11 protein-coding genes and 1 tRNA gene are annotated in these 16541 nt (G+C 45.5%); 7 read left to right on the top strand and 5 right to left on the bottom strand.

What is annotated here, in order from left to right; all coding sequences use genetic code 11:
* Positions 1-471: 471 nt before the first annotated feature.
* Positions 472-2712 (bottom strand): polyribonucleotide nucleotidyltransferase, encoded by a 2241-nt coding sequence (gene pnp / locus ACESPU_RS19615; RefSeq protein ID WP_005864142.1) that lies wholly within the window; start codon positions 2710-2712, stop codon positions 472-474.
* Between the two features lie 203 nt (positions 2713-2915).
* Here pnp and ACESPU_RS19610 point away from each other — a divergent pair, with 203 nt between their 5' ends.
* From ACESPU_RS19610 to ACESPU_RS19600, 3 genes are all read left to right on the top strand, one after another.
* Complete coding sequence (locus ACESPU_RS19610) at positions 2916-4073, top strand: TlpA disulfide reductase family protein (protein WP_005864144.1); 1158 nt, start codon at positions 2916-2918, stop codon at positions 4071-4073.
* Positions 4074-4270: 197 nt separating this feature from the next.
* On the top strand, positions 4271-4741 hold the full coding sequence (gene greA, locus ACESPU_RS19605; protein ID WP_005860822.1) for a transcription elongation factor GreA: 471 nt from the start codon (positions 4271-4273) through the stop codon (positions 4739-4741).
* Between the two features lie 14 nt (positions 4742-4755).
* Positions 4756-5151: an HIT family protein gene (locus tag ACESPU_RS19600; RefSeq protein WP_005860824.1), complete on the top strand. Its 396-nt coding sequence runs from the start codon at positions 4756-4758 to the stop codon at positions 5149-5151.
* A gap of 241 nt (positions 5152-5392) precedes the next feature.
* Here ACESPU_RS19600 and ACESPU_RS19595 read toward each other — a convergent pair whose 3' ends face one another.
* On the bottom strand, positions 5393-6505 hold the full coding sequence (locus ACESPU_RS19595; RefSeq protein WP_270215156.1) for a PspC domain-containing protein: 1113 nt from the start codon (positions 6503-6505) through the stop codon (positions 5393-5395).
* Positions 6506-6517: 12 nt separating this feature from the next.
* A complete protein-coding gene (locus ACESPU_RS19590; RefSeq protein ID WP_005860828.1) occupies positions 6518-6844 on the bottom strand; it encodes a PadR family transcriptional regulator in 327 nt (108 codons plus the stop codon).
* 187 nt (positions 6845-7031) lie between these two features.
* Here ACESPU_RS19590 and ACESPU_RS19585 point away from each other — a divergent pair, with 187 nt between their 5' ends.
* From ACESPU_RS19585 to ACESPU_RS19575, 3 genes are all read left to right on the top strand, one after another.
* Positions 7032-8837, top strand: a complete 1806-nt coding sequence (locus tag ACESPU_RS19585) for a long-chain fatty acid--CoA ligase (RefSeq protein ID WP_005864149.1) — start codon at positions 7032-7034, stop codon at positions 8835-8837.
* Between the two features lie 62 nt (positions 8838-8899).
* A protein-coding gene (gene prfB, locus ACESPU_RS19580; protein WP_158533060.1) for a peptide chain release factor 2 occupies positions 8900-10025 on the top strand; the annotation gives its coding sequence in 2 pieces (ribosomal slippage) (positions 8900-8962 and positions 8964-10025; 1125 coding nt in all).
* Positions 10026-10102: 77 nt separating this feature from the next.
* A tRNA-Ile gene (locus ACESPU_RS19575) sits at positions 10103-10176 on the top strand.
* A 109-nt stretch (positions 10177-10285) separates the two neighbouring features.
* On the opposite strand, the gene ACESPU_RS19570 is transcribed toward ACESPU_RS19575, so the two are convergent.
* On the bottom strand, positions 10286-11431 hold the full coding sequence (locus ACESPU_RS19570) for a DUF6051 family protein (RefSeq protein ID WP_022192278.1): 1146 nt from the start codon (positions 11429-11431) through the stop codon (positions 10286-10288).
* Positions 11432-11610: 179 nt separating this feature from the next.
* On the opposite strand from ACESPU_RS19570, the gene ACESPU_RS19565 reads away from it, so the two are divergent.
* Positions 11611-12453 carry a LytTR family DNA-binding domain-containing protein gene (locus ACESPU_RS19565; protein ID WP_005860837.1) on the top strand — a complete coding sequence of 281 codons (843 nt, stop codon included), beginning with the start codon at positions 11611-11613 and terminating at the stop codon, positions 12451-12453.
* A 4-nt stretch (positions 12454-12457) separates the two neighbouring features.
* Here the strand turns inward: ACESPU_RS19565 and ACESPU_RS19560 are convergent, their stop codons facing one another.
* Entirely contained in the window at positions 12458-16405 is a 3948-nt protein-coding gene (locus ACESPU_RS19560; RefSeq protein ID WP_158533061.1) for a hybrid sensor histidine kinase/response regulator transcription factor, read from the bottom strand.
* Between the last annotated feature and the right edge of the window lie 136 nt (positions 16406-16541).

Here is a 16541-nt window from a genome sequence, read left to right as displayed (position 1 = left end):
ATTAACATACAAGAGCAAACAGTTTCTCCTAGGGAAAACTAAAGTTTCGTAAGCACAAAACTAAGGTTTCCTCATGAGGAAACAAATGTTTCCATAGCGGAAAACTTTTGTTTTATACTAAGAAAAACTATAAATATCAATTAATCAGTTTTTTAGATGATATATGAAGCATGATCAAATAGATAGCTTGCCGGCTAAGCAATGTCTCCGTCTTCTGCCGCTTCTTGAAAAAGATAGGACTAATAATGCGGTTGGCGAGTAGGGGACGATGGTGTTTTGTGATTGAAAAGTAGTAAATGGTGGTAGATACGAGCCAATAGTGGTAGATGCTATTTATCTACCACCACTCGATAAATAACTTATGACCAATTGCTTATAGCTATAGTTGTAGGTGTGGTAGATGATTTGATAAAAAAATCCCGGATAGCGTTTAATCTACCCGGGATTATATATAATGTATAAGACCTTATCTTAGTCTCTGTACTCCCTGCGAGGTCCGCGATCACCACGATCTTGACGAGGACCACGGTCTCCACGGTCTGGACGAGGTCCACGCTCACCTCTTTCTGGTCTTGGTGGACGTTCCTCGTAACCTTCCGGTTTCGGAAGCAATACCTTGCGGGAAAGTTTGAACTTGCCTGTCTTCGGATCGATATCAACCAACTTGACAGAAACCGTATCGCCTTCCTTCAAGCCGGCTTGCTCAACGGTCTCCAGACGTTTCCAGTCGATCTCGGAAATGTGAAGCAAACCATCCTTGCCCGGCATGAACTCAACGAACGCACCATAAGGCATGATAGAGGAAATCTTTCCTTCATAAACCTCTCCGATCTCAGGAACAGCCACGATACCTTTGATCGCCTTGACAGCCGCGTCGATCGTAGCCTTATTCGTGCCGGAGATCTCGATCTTTCCTACGCCGTCTACCTCATCGATAGATACCGTAGCTCCCGTCTTCTCTTGGATACCTTGGATGATCTTACCGCCCGGGCCGATTACCGCACCGATGAATTCTTTACCGATAATCATCGTCTCGATACGAGGTGCATGAGGTTTCAAATCCTCGCGAGCTTCCGGTTGAGCCTCCAATATCTTGCCCAAGATATGCATACGACCCTCTTTCGCTTGAGCCAAAGCATTCTCAAGGATCTCGTAAGACAAACCGTCTACCTTGATATCCATCTGGGTAGCCGTGATACCGTCTTTCGTACCCGTTACCTTGAAGTCCATATCACCCAAGTGATCCTCGTCGCCTAAGATATCAGACAAGATGGCGTAGTTCGTACCCTTGTTCTCGGAGATCAATCCCATAGCGATACCGGATACCGGTTTCTTCATCGGAACACCTGCGTCTCTCAACGCCAAGGTACCGGCGCAAACCGTAGCCATAGAAGAAGAACCGTTAGACTCCAAGATATCGGAGATTACACGTACTACATACGGATAGTTGTCCGGGATCATACGTTTCAGCGCACGGTGAGCCAAGTTACCGTGTCCGATCTCACGACGGCCTACACCACGTGTTGCTTTGGCCTCGCCTGTGGAGAACGGGGGGAAGTTATAATGTAAAAGGAAACGCTCGTATCCATGGTTCAATACGTCGTCTATCATTTTCTCATCAGACTTCGTACCTAAAGTTACCGTAGATAAAGACTGAGTCTCTCCACGTGTAAAGATAGCGGAACCGTGAGGACCCGGCAGGCAATCTGTCTCGATCCAGATCGGACGGATCTCGGTAGTCTTACGACCGTCCAAACGCTTGCCCTCATCAAGGATGGCACGGCGCATAGCCTCTTTCTCTACATCGTGATAGTAGCGACCGATCATTTCCAGTTTCTCGTCCGTCAACTCCTCCTCGGAGAATTGAGCCTTGTATTCCTCTACGATTTTCTCGAATGCCTCGCTGCGTTCGTGCTTGCCGCTACCGGATGTGGCTACGGCGTAAGCCTTGGCGTAACATTTGTCGTGTACGTCCTTGCGCAACTCGTCATCGTTTACCTCGTGGCAATATTCGCGTTTTACCAATTTGCCGCAAGCCTCGGATAATTCCAATTGAGCCTTGCATTGTACCTTGATAGCCTCGTGAGCGACCTTGATAGCCTCAAGCATCTCAGATTCCTGAACCTCGTTCATCTCACCCTCAACCATCATGATGTTGTCTATGGTAGCGGCAACCATGATGTCGATATCAGCTTTCTCCAATTCCGCGGAAGTTGGGTTGACGATGTATTTTCCATCCGTACGAGCTACGCGAACCTCAGAGATCGGTCCGTTAAAAGGAATATCAGAAACTGCCAAAGCGGCGGAAGCGGCCAAACCTGCTAATGCGTCCGGCAAATCTTCGCCATCCGCGGAGAACAATATAATATTTACATATACCTCAGCGTGGTAGTTGTCCGGGAAAAGAGGACGCAACGCACGGTCTACTAAACGAGATGTGAGGATTTCATAATCAGAAGCTTTTCCTTCTCTTTTTGTAAAACCTCCGGGGAAACGTCCAAAAGCGGAGTATTTCTCTTTGTATTCTACTTGCAACGGCATGAAGTCAACACCCGGGTTCGCATCTTTAGCGGCACAAACAGTGGCGAGCAACACGGTGTTGTTCATACGAACGGTAACCGCTCCGTCCGCCTGTTTGGCCAATTTCCCGGTTTCGATGGTAATGGTTCTTCCATCACCTAACTCGATCGTCTTGTTAATTGGATTAAGCATAATCTTTTTTCTTATTTTTCTATCTGTCAAAAATTGGTGCAAATGTAATGAAAGTTTACCTGTAATTGCATGAAAATGAAAAGAAATAACAGTCTTGAAATACTTTTTTTGAAAAAAGCCTTGAAGAAATACGGAATAATAGTGCCACAATTGTAAAATAATGTATATTTGCACCGGATTAGTAATATAGACAAACTGGAATAATGAAACAAATATCTACGAATTTACTAGCTGTGCTGTGTGTTATGTTGCTTTTGTTCACGGCTTGTAAGAAGAATTCTGATTTTACGGTGGAAGGTGTAGTGTCCGGCGCTGATGGCCAGATGATGTATCTGGAGAATGTAGGTGTGTCGACGGTAGAGTTGATGGACTCCGTAAAACTGACGGCGGCCGGTAAATTCAGCTTTACGAAGCCTCGTCCGGCATTCCCGGATTTTTATCGCTTGCGTCTGAATAACCAATTGATCAACTTCTCGGTAGATTCTACGGAGACGATCTCGTTCGTGGCCGATGCCGGGACTTTCGCTACTTCTTATAGCGTGGAGGGCTCAGAGAATTGCAAGGCGATCAAGAATATTACCTTGGCTCAATTAGACGCGAACCAAGCGATCCATCGTTTACGGAAAGAGTCTGAGTCCGGTCTGTTGGCGGATTCCGTATATTCCCGTCAGGTGCTCGAGGCCGCCGAGGCTTATAAGGACGTGGCTCGTAAGTATATTTATTCCGCCCCGATGTCCGCTGCCGCTTACTTTGCCTTGTTCCAGCAAATCGACGGCTTGCTGTTCTTCGATTTGTATGACAAGAACGACTCGAAGGCTTATGGTGCCGTAGCCACCAGCTTCGATCACTATTATCCGGAAAGCCCTCGTGCTAAGCATCTGTATAACTTGGCTCTTCAATCGATAAAGGTGATTCGTAGCCAGCGCCCGATGGACTTGGATAAGGTGGAGAAGAAAGAGGTTAGTTTCTTGGATATCGAGTTGCCGGATGTACATGGGGAAAACACGAAATTGTCTTCTGTCGCTACAGGTAAGGTGGTGTTGATCAACTTCACGGCCTATATGTCCGAATGGTCTCCTGCCTTGAATATGGAATTTGGCGATTTATATACGAGGTACCACGATAAGGGCTTGGAGATTTACCAGATCTCTTTGGATAATGATGTCCACTTCTGGAAGAACGCCGCTTCTAATTTACCTTGGACTTGCGTGCGTGATCCACAGTCTGTTTACTCTCAGACCGCGGCGTTGTATAACGTGAAACAGCTTCCGGCGATCTTTATCTTGGATCGCAAGGGAAACTTGGTTAAACGGGTGGACGACGTGAAGAAACTTGAGGCTGACATCAAGTCCGTATTGTAAAATGTTCATGATTTAATCATCAGATTTATATGTTATAAAGCACTTTCGTAAACTTGTTCATCTTAGAAAGATAACCTAACTTTGCGGAGTCTTGAAATGATAAAAAAGGGGAGTTCCGGCCATATGACTTGGTCGGGATTCTTTTTTATTATGCGATAATCAATCAATATTAATATAAAGAATAAGGAGGATTTAATATGGCTGTTAGTTATATGACAAAGGACGGCTACGATAAGATTTTAGCTGAAATCAACTATTTGGAGACCGTGAAGCGCCCTGAAATATCAGCCCAGATCGCTGAGGCGAGGGATAAGGGTGACTTATCTGAGAACGCTGAGTACGATGCCGCCAAAGAGGCTCAAGGTATCATGGAGGCTAAGCTTGCGCAGTTAAAAGGTTTGATCTCAAACGCCCGTCTGATCGATGAGAGTCGTGTGAAAACAGATGAGGTTCAGATTTTGAACAAGGTGAAAATTAAGAATACGAAGAATAACGCTGTCATGACCTACACGTTGGTATCGGATTCGGAGGCTAACCTAAAAGAAGGAAAGATCTCCGTAAGCACGCCGATCGCCCAAGGTTTGATGGGAAAGAAGGTAGGGGATGTCGTTGAGATCCGTGTACCTTCCGGCTTGATGACGTTTGAGATTATGGATATTTCAATTTAAAAACAGAAAGACGTATGGCAACTATTTTCAGTAGAATCGTGGCGGGTGAGATCCCTAGCCACAAGGTTGCGGAAGACGATGAGTTTTTTGCTTTCCTCGATATCAATCCGGTAGCCTTGGGGCATACCTTGGTAATTCCCAAGAAGGAGGTCGATTATATCTTTGATATCGATGATCCGATGCTGGGACGGATGGTAGCTTTCGCTAAACGGGTAGCTCGTGCCCAAGAGACCGCTATCGAGTGTAAGCGTGTAGGGTTGGCTGTCATGGGCTTGGAAGTGCCCCATGCGCATATCCATTTGATTCCTATCACGAAGGAGTCCGATATGTATTTCGGCGGGAAGAAATTGGCTGTAAGCCAAGAAGAATTGGCCGAGATCGCCGCTAAGATTAGAAAAGAATTCAAATAATTGAATATAATTTTTTAATTATAAAAAATTGGTTATATTTGTACCCGCTGTTTTATGCGTGACAATATCATGCAAAGGGGACAGCAAATCATTAATATGATTCATTAGTGGTTTTTACTCATAAATTTGTTAACCTTAGAAGAAAGGCCCCTCTGTGACAGAGCGGCCTTCTTTTTTTAAACACACAATAAACATTATAAACTACTAAATCTATATCTTCATTTTACGCCTTCGGATAAGGTTAAGGGAGCCAAACGGCATTCCTGTTCCAATCGTGTACACCGTTCCAATAATTATGCCAGTCATATAGCATACCGGATTGATGGATATATACACCACATAATATAAAGGAGATAAGCCATAAGGCTAATAATATCCATCTTGCTTGCGTCGGTAAGGGGCGTACCTTGAATAATTGGCTGCAAATAGCGTATATCAAGGAGAATATGGGGATACCGATGAATAAGATTGTCCCTATGCATCCCATGATTGCCATTGACAACGGTGCTCCGTTTATCAAGTCCGCTCCGAACGGAGAGAGGTTATAGATGAGTCCGGCCCCACCCATGAGCAACGCGAATGTTACGACTACCAGAATGAATACGACTAGTACTAGCGGTGGCAACAGGAAGATTCCGGCCAATATGATGAAAAACTTCAGGATGAACCCGATGACCAGAACGAAAACATCCGCCAGCTTTTGGAAGAAGTTCCTCGGCTTATCCGAGCTGATAAAGTCGTTCACGTTATTGCTGACTTTCTCGAATCCATCTGTCACGGTCTTTCCGATATTCTCCACCGTCACGCTTTGTCCGCGCATCTCGAGTTTCTCGGTCGCCGTACGTGCCATCGGTACGATGATCCACAACAAAAAGTAAAGCGGAACCGTGATTCCATAGAAGAACATCAGAAGGAAAAGCACGATACGTACGGCAGTCGGGTCCCAATCCATGTAGGCGGCGAAACCTCCGGCGACACCTCCCAGAATACGGTTATCCGGGTCACGCATCAAGCGTTTCTTGGTCGTCTGGGTATGAGTCTCCTGTTGTTGTGTCCGGTAATTATCCTCGTGGTCGGTGCTTTTCTCTTCCTCCTCGAAAATCTCTTCCGGCTTACCCATCCGTTTGATCACTTCCTCTACCTGCTCGATCGTGATGACCTCGTAGCCTAAGCGGACACGCTCGTTAAGAAGTTCCGAGATACGCATCTCGAAATCATCCATGATCTCATCCGAACCCTCTTCTTTGCGGAAGTGGATGCGCAGGTTAGACAGATATTTGTCTAATAATTGGTATGCGTCTTCGTCAATGTGGAAAACTGTGCCTCCCAGATTAACAGTAAGTGTCTTCTTCATCACTCTTTCGTTTTAATTGTTTCTGATGTGGTTTATTGTATCATTTAGTTCCTGCCATGAAGCCTCCAGCTCGCCGAGGAATAGTTCTCCTTTCTCGGTCAGTTGGTAATACTTGCGTGGCGGTCCTTGCGTAGATTCTATCCACTGATAACTTAATAGCTCGCTATTTTTTAGTCGGGTTAAAAGAGGATATAAAGTGCCTTCCACAACGATCAACTTCGCTTCTTGTAACTTCTGAATGATATCAGAGGTGTAAGCGGGTTCCTTTTTGAGAAGCAGGAGGATGCAATATTCCAGCGTCCCTTTCCTCATTTGTGATTTTACGTTCTCTGCATTCATCTCTTTTAATTTTATGCTACAAATGTATGTATTACATATGTACTATGCAATACATGCTACTATGAATTATTATTATTTAACCGAATACTTGCACAAAAAGAGCAATTATGTGTAAAAAAAGGACTGATGTCGTGTCTTTTAGAAGAGAAAAGCGTACTTTTGCGGTATCAATTCAAAATAAGGAATTATGATTTATTATCATTTCGCCGAGTTAATACACCGTCAGGCAGAGAAATATGGGAACCGTACAGCGTTGAAACATAGAGATAACGCTACGGGGAAATGGTTGAAGATTTCTTGGAGGGAGTTTTCCGATAAAGTTATGCTTACGGCCAAGGCGATGGCTGAGTTCGGGATAAAGGTACAAGAGAATATCGGGGTTTATTCCCAGAATATGCCTCAGTGTTTATATACGGACTTCGGTGCGTATGGTAACCGGGTGGTTTCCATCCCGATGTATGCGACGAATTCTCCGGGACAAATCGAGTACATCATCAATGACGCTAAGATCCGCACGTTGTTCGTGGGTGAGCAATTGCAGTATAATAACGCTTTCAAGGTACAGAAGGACTCTAAGTATCTGGAGCGTCTGGTTGTCTTTGATCCGGCGGTCAAGATGAATCCGGAAGATAAGACGTCCATTTATTTTGATGATTTCTTGCGCTTGGGGGATAACGCGCATGCGGAGAGCACGGTGAAAATACGTATGACGGAAGCCGTTCCGGAGGATCTGGCTACCATTATATATACGTCCGGTACGACAGGTGAGTCGAAAGGCGTAATGCTTCCTCATTCTTGCTATCTGGAGGCGATGCGGATACATGATGTACGTCTGCCTCTGGTAACCGACAAGGATCTATCCATGAGTTTCTTGCCAATGACTCATATCTTCGAGAAGGCTTGGTGTTATTATTGTCTCCATAAAGGGGTTACGATCGCTATCAACCAAGACCCGAAAATGATCCAGAAGACATTGCCGGAGGTTCATCCTACCTTGATGTGCAATGTGCCTCGTTTCTGGGAGAAGGTGTATGCGGGCGTGCATGAGAAGATCAACTCCGCCTCTCCGGCCATGAAGAAGATTTTCTTGGATGCGATCGAGACTGGGCGAAGGTATAATCTGGAGTATAAGAATAAAGGTATTCCGGCCCCGTGTAGTCTGAAGTTGAAGTTCCAATTTTACAATAAAACGGTTTTTACCTTATTGAAGAAGGTATTGGGTATTGAGCGTGGACGGTTTTTCCCGGTGGCGGGCGCTCCGTTATCGGATACGATTAATGAGTTCTTGCAGTCCGTGAATATCCCGATCGCTTATGGTTATGGACTTAGCGAGACGACGGCTACGGTTTGTTTCTACCCGGAGATCGGATTCCAGTTTGGTTCTATTGGTGAGGTAATGCCGGGAGTTCAAGTGAAAATAGATCCGGGGAATAACGAGATCTTGGTGAAAGGCAAGACCGTGATGTCCGGGTATTATAATAAACCGGAGGAAACGAGGAAGGCTTTCACCGAGGATGGTTTCTTCCGTACCGGCGACGCTGGTCGTTTGGAGGGTAATACGTTATTCTTTACGGAACGAATCAAGGATTTGTATAAGACTTCAAACGGAAAATATATCGCCCCGCAAGCGATCGAGATGGTGATGAGCGGTGATAATTATATCGAGCAAATCGCTGTTATCGGCGATCAACGTAAGTTCGTGAGCGCCTTGATCGTGCCGGCTTATCCATTGTTGGAGAAGTATGCCGGGGAAAAAGGCATCTCGTTCGAGAGCCGGGAGGAGTTGGTGAAGAACAAGGATATCATTCGTTTCATCGAGGCTAGGGTAGAGGAGCACCAGAAGAACTTGGCTTCTTACGAGAAGATCAAGCGCTTTACCTTGTTGCCGGAACCCTTCATGATGGGATGCGAGCTGACGGATACGCTAAAGTTGCGACGTCCGGTCGTATTGCAGAAGTACGCTACCGAGATAGAGGCGATGTACGAGGAATAACGAGTTTGTCGGCTATCAACTATTTCTTATCTTCGCGGTAAATTTAAAAAAGAAAAGAACATATGATCACATCAGACCAACTACATGACGTGTTGGAGCGCGATAAGGCGCTGAGGGGGTATCTTTGACATCGATAGCAAGACCATTCAGTTAGAAGAGGAGGAGCTACGTACGCAAGACCCCGGTTTCTGGGAAGACGCCAAACGCGCGGAAGTCCAGATGAAGAAAGTAAAGGAGCTAAAGAAATGGATCGAGCTTTACGGTGAGGTACATGCGGCGGCTGAGGAGCTAGAGTTGGCTTACGAATATGTAAAGGAAGAGATTATCACCGAGGAAGAGGTGGACGCGGCTTATAAGAAGGCCCTTCATTTACTGGAAGACTTGGAGTTCCGCAATATGCTTCGCGACGAGGCTGATCAAATGAGCTGCGTGCTCAAGATCAACTCGGGTGCCGGTGGTACCGAGAGCCAAGATTGGGCTTCCATGTTGATGCGTATGTATCAGCGTTGGGCTGAGAATAACGGTTATAAGATCTCTGTCGCCAACTATCAGGAAGGGGATGAGGCCGGTATCAAGACCGTGACCTTCAATATTGAGGGAGATTATGCCTATGGCTATCTAAAGAGCGAGAATGGCGTGCATCGTTTGGTACGTGTATCTCCTTACAACGCCCAAGGTAAACGAATGACCTCTTTCGCCTCCGTATTCGTCACCCCGTTGGTGGATGATACGATCGAGGTAAAGGTAGAGACGGCGGCTATCTCTTGGGATACGTTCCGCTCGGGCGGCGCCGGAGGACAGAACGTGAACAAGGTGGAATCCGGAGTTCGCTTGCGTTATCAGTTCAAGGACCCGTATACAGGCGAGGAAGAAGAGATCTTGATCGAGAATACCGAGACTCGCGACCAACCCAAGAACCGTGAGAACGCTATGCGTCAATTGCGTTCCATTCTTTACGATAAGGAGTTGCAGCATCGTATGGCCGAGCAGGCCAAGGTGGAGGCCGGAAAGAAAAAGATCGAGTGGGGTTCGCAGATCCGTAGTTACGTATTCGATGACCGTCGCGTAAAAGACCATCGTACGAACTACCAGACTTCCGACGTGAACGGTGTGATGGATGGAAAGATCGACGATTTCATCAAAGCATACTTGATGGAGTTCGCCGGAGAAGAAAGCTCGGAAAAATAAGTTTTTCCCTTTAACATTTGCATATCTCGATAATAAATCGTAATATTGCACCCGATTTCAGAGCCTAGCTCTGAACAGGTCCTATAGCTCAGTTGGTTAGAGCACCTGACTCATAATCAGGGAGTCCTTGGTTCAAGCCCAAGTGGGACCACGATGGATGATCGCTAAATAACGTAATATTAGTTATTTAGCGATTTTTTATTGTACCTGCATGAACTAAAAAAGAATATGAGTGTTTGAGGTCACAATTTGTGATCTCTTTAGAGAAACGCCGCCGCCCTCGTGAATATGGAATGAAAGGCTTGGTTGATCAGGCCCGGATCGATACGGGAGTGTGTCGGGAAGGGGATTTGATGGGAGTAAGCGAACGGGAAATCCAGCTCTTCCAATATCTTGCCGGACGCTTTTCCTAAAGCCTTGATCACCCCGCCAGTAGGCATAACGATATCTTTTTTCAATGAGATCGCCCGAATACGATCGCAAGCCCGTTGGAAGAACGACTCCCGGTAATCTCGTAACACATCCTCACGTACCATGGCCTTAAAGGCTTGCTCCAGAAAATCATTCTTGAACGAGGTGGGAAGCGTACGGTTCTCCAAGAAATCATGCCGGAAGTAATGGCGTACCTTGGCGAACGCCTCCTTGTCCATGATATCACGGGCGTTGCCATCCATCTCACTGAAGATGGAGCCACCGCAAAACATGAATAAACGGGTGTCCGTAAACATCTTGTCCGGATTCGCTAATAACAAGACCTGCGAGAGTAACGCCCCGATGGAATAAGCGAATAAGTTGATGGACGTATCTTCCTTGAACAAAGGATGCTCGCCGTTCTTGATTTCATGAACCAATTGCCACATATTATAAACGGATTCTCTGCCCGAGGCGTAAAAGCGTAACGGGTTTTGGGATAGCCGGCTGCTGAGGGCTACGTTGGCGAAGGTGGAGTTCGTCACGTTCGCTATCTCCTCCTTGCGTTTGCTTACCCAAGGGAGGATCGCGCGGGGATTGGCCCATAATCCCGGGGTACGGTTCATATGGAAAGCGATCGGGAACAGGATGACCGGCTTACCGGTCGTATGGGTGAGGTATTCCGCCCATGTGAGGTATTTTTCCCAAGTCCGCTCGTTCAGGCCATGCAACAGGATAATCGCCTCATTATTCTTTTTACGTCCAGAGGGCGTGAATATGGCATATGAGAAAGATTTGTTCTCTTGGATACGATCGTCGGTCATCGGACAGAATCCGGTGGGGGTAAGTCCCTTCTGGAACTCGTCGATCTCGCTGGCGCCACGGGTCTGGGTGAAGCGAAACGGGATGATCTCCAGATGGCTCTCTTCCAATTCAGTCTTTTTGTCATAAGAGAAAAGACTGTTCAGTTGCTTAGTACGAAGTGAAATATCCATAATCCTCTGATTTTTTACTGCAAACAAACAATAGAAAAACATCTCTTCAAAATAAATGGTTTAAACGGGCTTTGTTGGGGGCATAAAGTGTTATTTAGGGGTGAAATCTTTTATAGAGGGGTGAATTTCGTCTGGGAAAATGATTACATTTGTTCCAAAATGGAGGCAAAAAGATGGGAATGTGGGATCAAAAAATACCAAGTTACATATACGGTAAGCAGAATATCGTGAGGCTGATTTTGTGGACGGCCTTGTTTGCGTTGGTGTTTATCAACATCTACAAGCCGTTTAGCTCCACCTCTTGGTACAAGGTCTCGGAGTTTAAGTTCTTTGTATTCTCCAGCTTGATTATCTTGACGGGAGTATTGGTGGTTGTCTTGAGCCGTATTATTCTGTTCCATTGGGGGAAGCGGCATGCTATCACGGTCCGGACCTATGCGATCTGGATCGTGCTGGAGATATTCTTCATGTCGCTTTTCTATACGATTTATACGTTGGTACTGAATCCGGAACGAGAATATATGGAAGTTTTTAACGATTCGGCGGTGAATACCAGTCTGGTTTTATTGCTCCCTTATTCCGTGCTGCACCTGTATTTCTCTTATAAAGAGAAAGAGCGGCAATTGCGATTGTTGGAGGAGAACCAGACGGAAGCGGCGGTTCGGCAAAGCGTTTTCTCTTTCTATGACGAGAAGAACGAGTTGCGCCTTTCCGTGAAGCGAAGTAACCTGCTGTACCTTGAATCGGCGGATAATTACGTTTGTATCTGGTATCTGAATAAGGGGCAGCTCACGAAGTTTATGCTTCGCAACTCCTTGAAGGCGATCGAGGAAAGCCTCGCTGATACGAATGTGCTCCGTTGCCATCGTTCTTTCATGGTAAATTTCGACCAAGTGAAGGTGATCCGCAGGGAGAAGGAGGGCGTTTATTTGGAGCTGGGGATCGAGAAAGTACCCGATATCCCGATCTCCAAGACGTATAGCGAGAAGGTAACCCGCTGGTTCCAGACCTATTCTTCCTAGCGGGCTATTTCAATTCGATATTATTTTCTTTCGCGTATTGCGAGGGGCTCATGTTGAATTGCTTGGAGAAGGCCCGGCTGAAATAGGATTGCGAGTTGAAACCAACCGCCTCGGCGATCTCGTAAATTCTCATATCGCCTTGAAGGATCAACTCGGCGGCTTTCTTTAGCCGGCTGATCTTGATCAACTCGTTGGGCGTTACGTTCGATAGGCCGTTGATTTTACGGTAAAGGGTCGGACGGCTTAGATTCATCAAGTCCGCTATCATGTCCACGTCTAGGTTCACGTCGTTTATATGGCTGTCGATGATATCGTTCAGTTTCTTCAAGAACTTCTCGTCAGCCTTCGTGTAAGCCATGGATTTGATATTAGCAATCGGCGAGTTGAAATAATAGGCACGCATATTGCTCCGGTTGTTCAGCAGGTTCGTCACTTGGGTAAGCAATAGATCCATGGAGAAAGGTTTGTCGATGTAAGCGTCCGCCCCCAGCTCAAGCCCTTCCATGCGAGATTGCAAGGTGTTCTTAGCCGTCAGGAGGATGATCGGGATATGGCTGAACTCCAGATTAGTCTTTATCTTTTTCAATAAGGTGAAACCATCCATGACAGGCATCATGATATCGCTGATGATTAATTGGATGCCATATTCCTGAAGACGGGCAATCGCCTCCTCGCCATTACCGGCGGTGACAACATTGTAATGGACATTGATCTCTTGACCGATGAAATGGAGCATTTCGGTGTTATCTTCCACCACGAGAACCGTCGGGCGGGATTCTTGGGTGACATATTTCCGCTCGCTGGCAGGGTTGGTCAGGACCTCTGCTTTCTCTTCCTCTAGTTTTAATGAGTTCGGTTGGTTCACCGGCAAACGTAATCTAAAGATGATAAGCCCGGCCGGAGATTCCTCCAACGTCAACGATCCCTCGTGCATCTCCGCTAAAGAACGGGCCAAGGGTAGTCCGAGCCCGGTCCCGGATTTATGGATAGAGGAGTCATCCCGGTAGAAAGGCTCGAAGATCTTTTCTTTTATCTCCTCCGAGATGGGCTTTCCATCGTTCATGATATCGATCGTGAATTGCTCGCCATCTTGCGTCTCGAACCGGACGATGATCTTGCTTCTTGCGTATTTAATAGCGTTCGATAGGAGGTTGCTGAGTATCTTCGTGCAAGCCTCCTTATCGATAAAGGCGTAGAAAGATTTCACGTTACACTCGATAATCATCTGCAATGCCTCCTGCTCTGCCGTGTCGTGGAAACGCTCAAAGGTCTCTTGCATCAATGCGATGATGTCCGTATGTATGAAGTTTAGTTTATATCCCTCGATTTCCGTCTTCCTGAAATCCAGTAGTTGATTCACCAGATCCAGTAGCCGGTTTGCGTTTTTATCCACAATTGTCAGATAATTCTTTGCGCTGGGAGATAGCTTGATGTCCCGTGTTACTTTCTCCAGAGGACTTTTAATTAAAGTTAGGGGCGTACGTATCTCATGAGCGATATTGATGAAGAAATCAATCTTAGCTTGATAAAGCTCCTTCTCCTTTTCATTCTCGAACTCCTGTATTTTCTGCTGTATATTGGCCTTATTATGCCGGGAAATGATAAAGATCAGCAACACTACGCATCCGATAGCGATAATCCCATATAGGATTAACGCCTTGGTAGAGAGCCACCATGGGGGAAGGATCGTAATCTGGAACATCGCCGGCTCATCATTCCAAATACCGGACAGGTTCGCCGCCTTCACCTTAAACGTATAATTACCGGGCGGTAGTTTCGTGAAATAAACCCGGTTCTCGCCCACCACATGATACCATTTGGAACTTAACCCTTCCATGCAATAGGCGTATTGGGTGAGGTTGGGGGCTTGGTAGCTTAATGATGTGTAGTCGATGTAGAATGTGGACTGATTATGTTCTAAGGTGATCCCTTTTTTAAAAGTGATGTCTTTTTGCCTCAATAGATTATGGTCGGGGTCCGAATAATTGATTTGTGTCATATAAATCTTCGGTTGGATAGAGAACTGTTGGATATTATCGGGGTGGAACCGAACCAAGCCTTTCAAGGTCCCGAAATATAGTTTGCCGTCTTTAGCTTTTAAAGAAGAGTTATAGTTGAATTGATTGGACAGGAGCCCATGTTCTTTTTTGAACACCTTGATCTCTTGATTGACTGGGTTAAGTACGGCTAGGCCATTTGTGGTACTGATCCACATGTGGCCTTTAGGGTCTTCCTCAATCCGGTAAATGACGTTACTGGGTAGGCCGTCTTGAGTCGTGTATCTTGTCGTACTCTTTAAATTCCGGTCATACATTTTCACTCCGTTTCCGGTAGCGAACCATAGATTGTTTTTAGTATCCTCATGGATGTGATTGATCGTCCGGTTGGCGTTCGTGTTTATGGAATCCAATTTAAATTCGCCGTGTTTTTGCCGGATTGGGTCGAAATAATATAATCCGATATTGAATGTTCCGGCCCATATAACCCCTTCGTGATCCTCGAAGATCGTTTGTATCCTGCAATTACCGGGGAATTGATCGAGAGGCTCGAAAATATCTTTCTCCGGATTATATTGATACATGCCGGATGCCGTAGCTATGAGCAAGTTATTTTTCCGGGTTTTATAGAGATATACGATGATATCGTTTTGGGAGGCGTAAGGATTCGGGGCGATCGTATAATGCTTGATGATTTTCTCCGTACGGATATCCATCACGTCTACCCCGTTAGCGTGTGTCCCGATCCATAGATAGTCTCCAATCACGGTAAGCCCGTGGATACAGCTTTGGGAAAGACCGTCTTTATCTTGGAAGTTCTTATAGGTTTGCGTACGGATGTCGAGTTTATTGAGACCAGCGTCTTCGGTTCCTATCCATATATTATGGTTAGCGTCTTGGCAAATATCATGGATAATATCACCGTTAATTGTTTTTTTCCCGGGTATATTGTAGTCTTTCTTGAATTTGAGATAAGGAGGAAGGTAATTAATGCCCCCATTATCCGTACAGATCCATAAGCCACCTTCCCGGTCCTTGCAAAACTGTTTGGTAGCGTTGTTGGATAGTGAATATGGATCGCATTTGTCTTGCTCAATGTGAAAGGTCTTGTTTGAGGGGATTTGGTAGATATAGATACCGTTGTAGGTGGCGATCCATACCTCGTCGTTTGTCACTTGGAAAATATCCCGGGTATAGAGGGGGCTGTTCTTTTGCCGGGTAAGAACATTTCGGCAAACACCTGTTTGTATATTGACTTGTTTGACTCCGTTATCGCTTGTACCTATCAGTAATGTATTATCGGACGGGGATGCCCATAGAGTCGTCATATTATCTATATGTAGGGTGTCGCTACCGTTATGGATATTTAGAGGGATGAATTTGTTATCGGTCGGGTCTAAGAGAACGACATTACCGTTTAGCGTGGTGGCCCATATCTGATCTTGGGGGGTGATATAGAAAGAGGTGATCGGATCACTATCCTTATACAGGTAGTTTTGGTGTAGCTCGGATTGCTCATTATATTTAATAAGGGAAAAGCCGGATAACAGCATCCACAGATTCCCTTGGTGATCAAATTCCAGATAGGTACAGCCGATTCCTTTCGTGAACTTTATCAAGGAAAAAGTATCGGTTTGGTAATCGTATTTTTGTACTCCCATATTAGTACCCACCCAGAGTTCACCGGAAGGGCTTATCGCCAAGTCGGTAATCCAGCTACTTATTAAAGTTCCTCTCTGTTTGGTTTGATTTTTTATGATATGGAATTTGTTCCCGTCAAATCGATTGAGCCCGTCCCGTGTTCCAAACCACATAAAGCCATAATGATCTTGGACACAACATGTCACGTTATTATTGCTTAATCCATCTTCTACCTCATAGGATTTAAAGTAGTATGACCGGGCGTTGAGCTCTATTGCGGTTACTACAAATAATAGGACGTATAAATAATTCATCAAGTTTTTTTTCATAGATCTCCCTTGTATTTCATGCGCAATATAAAGCCTTTTCCTAGACTTTCCATAGCAGTATCGTATCATTGTTTTTCATTTTGTTTCAATGTCCAGACTTCGGTTTTTGGCTTTAAAAGCC

Origin of the sequence: Parabacteroides sp. 20_3 (genome assembly GCF_964238835.1) — a bacterium.
GTDB lineage: Bacteria > Bacteroidota > Bacteroidia > Bacteroidales > Tannerellaceae > Parabacteroides > Parabacteroides distasonis.
The sequence above is the reverse complement of the archived record's forward strand: the minus strand, read 5'-3'. Positions and strand labels throughout refer to the sequence as shown.

Excerpts from the sequence above, each read along its gene's own strand:
- pnp (WP_005864142.1), bottom strand. The coding sequence starts at position 2,712 with ATGCTTAATCCAATTAACAAGACGATCGAGTTAGGTGATGGAAGAACC.
- ACESPU_RS19610 (WP_005864144.1), top strand. The coding sequence starts at position 2,916 with ATGAAACAAATATCTACGAATTTACTAGCTGTGCTGTGTGTTATGTTG.
- greA (WP_005860822.1), top strand. The coding sequence starts at position 4,271 with ATGGCTGTTAGTTATATGACAAAGGACGGCTACGATAAGATTTTAGCT.
- ACESPU_RS19600 (WP_005860824.1), top strand. The coding sequence starts at position 4,756 with ATGGCAACTATTTTCAGTAGAATCGTGGCGGGTGAGATCCCTAGCCAC.
- ACESPU_RS19595 (WP_270215156.1), bottom strand. The coding sequence starts at position 6,505 with ATGAAGAAGACACTTACTGTTAATCTGGGAGGCACAGTTTTCCACATT.
- ACESPU_RS19590 (WP_005860828.1), bottom strand. The coding sequence starts at position 6,844 with ATGAATGCAGAGAACGTAAAATCACAAATGAGGAAAGGGACGCTGGAA.
- ACESPU_RS19585 (WP_005864149.1), top strand. The coding sequence starts at position 7,032 with ATGATTTATTATCATTTCGCCGAGTTAATACACCGTCAGGCAGAGAAA.
- ACESPU_RS19570 (WP_022192278.1), bottom strand. The coding sequence starts at position 11,431 with ATGGATATTTCACTTCGTACTAAGCAACTGAACAGTCTTTTCTCTTAT.
- ACESPU_RS19565 (WP_005860837.1), top strand. The coding sequence starts at position 11,611 with ATGTGGGATCAAAAAATACCAAGTTACATATACGGTAAGCAGAATATC.
- ACESPU_RS19560 (WP_158533061.1), bottom strand. The coding sequence starts at position 16,405 with ATGAATTATTTATACGTCCTATTATTTGTAGTAACCGCAATAGAGCTC.